At 35.2% G+C, this 3,324-nt stretch carries 2 protein-coding genes; both read left to right on the top strand.

Features of this window, described 5'->3' with window-relative positions; all coding sequences use genetic code 11:
* Nucleotides 1–343 precede the first annotated feature (343 nt).
* Complete coding sequence (locus IL45_RS02235; protein WP_036579821.1) at nucleotides 344–754, top strand: VOC family protein; 411 nt, start codon at nucleotides 344–346, stop codon at nucleotides 752–754.
* 1 nt (nucleotide 755) lies between these two features.
* Nucleotides 756–3,029, top strand: a complete 2,274-nt coding sequence (locus IL45_RS02230) for an aminotransferase class III-fold pyridoxal phosphate-dependent enzyme (protein WP_051788620.1) — start codon at nucleotides 756–758, stop codon at nucleotides 3,027–3,029.
* Nucleotides 3,030–3,324: the final 295 nt, after the last annotated feature.

Genomic DNA, 3,324 nt, shown 5'->3' with positions numbered 1-3,324 from the left:
CTTTAGTAATTATAAATCACAAGTCTCCCAACCTACTCAACTGTCTTCCTCTCGCTGCGCTCGTCGGAGACAATAATGGCAAAGCTGTAAAACTTCTTGAGCAATAGTCAGCTTGTACTTACCCAATACTCGCCAGCCGCTAGGAAACAAACAAGAACGTTGTATAATGGCGATTGAGACGTTTTAAAGGCTTATAGCGAGGCTGTGATCATTCATAAATTCAGTAACTTCACAACCAATAACCAACATACAAAAGGTCTACGCGTACCGGCTAAAACGCCTCACTCGCCTTATACCTTTGCCATTGTAATGCATTTGAGCACAAACATAAAAAGAACACAATATGGCATCATTCCACTATGCATTTAAAGTGAAAGATATAGAATCAACACGAAAATTCTACGTAGATATTTTGGGTTGTAAAGAAGGTAGATCTACAGAAGCTTGGATTGACTTTGATTTTTTTAACAATCAGCTTTCAGCTCACATTAGTGACAATTTTCCCGAATTAGATTACTGCGGAAAAGTGGATGGAATTAGCGTTCCAATTCCTCACTTTGGATGTTTATTAGATAAAGATAAATTTGAAAGGATTCAAAAGAAATTAGAATCCGAAAAAATTAATTTTGTCGTTAAACCTCAAACGAGATACAAAGGAAAAGTTGGTGAACAACTAACAATGTTTGTAATTGATTTTAGCGGTAACCCTTTGGAATTTAAATCATTTTCTGACCATGACGAGACATTTAAATAATATGAATACATTTTTAGAAAAAGAATTTAGTATCAAAATACTAAATAACAAGATACTTGATGGTTATGATAATAAGAACTATCAAATCAAGACAGAAGAAAATGATTTTATCTACAAGACTTATAAATTTTCAGAATCACTAAAGGATACCGTTGATGCAGAGAATGATACGCTTCTCTACTTACAAGAAGAATTTGATTCTTATTTTCCAAAGCCTATTCCTTTTAATGATAACTCTTTTATAAAAGTTGTAGACTCGGATGATGGCAAAGTAATTTCGCGTATGCTTTCTTTTTTAAAGGGAGAGTTTCTTGGCAAAGCAAAACATACACCGTCCTTATTTGAATCCTTGGGAATTTTTTTGGCTAAGCTAGACATCAAATTAAAAGACTTTAAAAACTATAACATTCAAGCCAGAAAATGGGAATGGGATATTCAATACTTTGATTTAAACAAAAAGTACATCAATGACATTCCAAATTCAAAAGATAGAAATGTAGTTACTTATTTTTTCAATCAGTTCGAAGAGATTGTACGACCTGTCATTCCAGAACTTAGAAAACAAGTCATTCATAATGATGCTAATGAATGGAACGTACTCGTACAAGATGGTAAAATTTCTGGAATCATTGATTTCGGAGATGTTGCACATACTTTCTTGATTAACGAATTGGCGATTGCTATTACTTACGGTTGCTATGACAAAGAAAATCCACTCGAATGGGCAATAATACTTGTTAAGTCGTACCATCAAGAGCTTCCTTTAGAAGAGAAAGAGCTCAAAATTTTGTATTACCTCATAGCTGCAAGACTGTGCACTAGCGTGTGTAATTCTGCTCACGCACGCAAAACAGACCCAGATAACACCTATGCATCTGTTAGCGAGAAGTCCGCTTGGAAAATGCTTTACCGTTGGCTAGCATTAAATCCAATCAAAGCTGAAAATGAATTCAGAGAAGCGGCAGGTTTCCCAAAGCTAAAACAGATTGATATTCAGGAAGTCCTAAAAAGAAGACATCAGCACATCAGCCCTATATTATCATTAAGTTATAAAGAGCCAATTCATATGGTTCGTTCAGCGTTTCAATATATGTATGATGCTGATGGAAATACGTTTTTAGACGCTTACAACAACATTCCGCACGTAGGACATTCTCACCCAAAGGTAGTAGAAGCTGGTAAAAAGCAAATGGCTAAACTGAATACCAACACAAGGTACCTTTTTGACGAACTAGCTATATATGCTGAAAAACTATTGAGCCATTTCCCCTCTAAGTTGAATAAGGTATTTTTTGTCAACTCTGGAAGTGCAGCTAGTGATTTAGCTATTAGAATGGCAAATAATCATACAGGTTCAAAACATATGATGGTAATGGAGCTTGGCTATCACGGTAACACACAAACATCTATTGACATAAGTGATTATAAATTCAATAATCCTAAAGGAAATGGTCAAAAAAAACACATAATAAAAACAACTATACCAGACATTTATAAGGGAAAATATCAAACAGATAATTCTAATGCTGGGCAGTTATATGGATTAGATGCAGTAGCACAAATTAAAGAGAGTACTGTGTCAATTTCTGCGTTCATTAGTGAACCTATTGTAGGTTGTGCAGGTCAAGTACCACTACCCAAAGGATATTTAAATGAAGTGTATCCAGCTATAAGGGCACAAGGTGGAGTTTGTATTAGTGATGAAGTACAAACGGGCTTTGGACGACTCGGAAAACACTTTTGGGGATTTGAAGCTTCTGATGTAATACCCGATATGGTAATACTTGGGAAACCAATTGCAAACGGACATCCTATGGGAGCTGTGGTTTGTACTGAAGAAATTGCTGCATCTTTTGAAAAGGGTGTAGAATTTTTTAGCTCATTTGGAGGCAATCCAGTTTCTTGTGCTATAGCTACTGCGGTATTGGATGTTATAGAAGAGGAAGGATTGCAAGAGAACGCTAAATTAGTAGGTAAACATTACAATTCACGTTTAAGAGCATTAATGCACAAATATCCTTGTATTGGAGATGTTAGAGGTAGCGGATTATTTATTGGTTGCGAAATAGTAAAAGATAATTCTAAAGACCCAAATACAGAACTAGCTAGTCATATTAAGAATGAATTACGCAGGAAACACATATTGATAAGTACAGACGGTCCTTTCGACAACATTATAAAAACTAAACCTGCCTTATGTTTTAGTAAAGAAAATGCGGATTCTGTAGTAGAGGCAATTGATGAAATATTAAAAACGCATTACAACAATGTATAAAAATAATAGCGATTTAATCGCTAAAAATTAAGTAAGTAAATATAAAAAAGGTCAGTGTTTAACCGGAAAGTTAGTGCGTGAAAATCCGCTACTATTCTTATACTAGACCGTTCTAGTCCATTGCCTGCGGCCGTAGGTTTTCGCTTTTGTAATTTATAATTACGCTCTTGAGATTAGAAACTATAGAACTGCTATAACGCTGCAAAAGATCAACCAACTTTAGTAATTATAAATCACAAGTCTCCCAACCTACTCAACTGTCTTCCTCTCGCTGCGCTCGTCGGAGACAATAATG

Source organism: Nonlabens ulvanivorans (genome assembly GCF_000732625.1).
Lineage (GTDB): Bacteria > Bacteroidota > Bacteroidia > Flavobacteriales > Flavobacteriaceae > Nonlabens > Nonlabens ulvanivorans.
The sequence above is the reverse complement of the archived record's forward strand: the minus strand, read 5'-3'. Positions and strand labels throughout refer to the sequence as shown.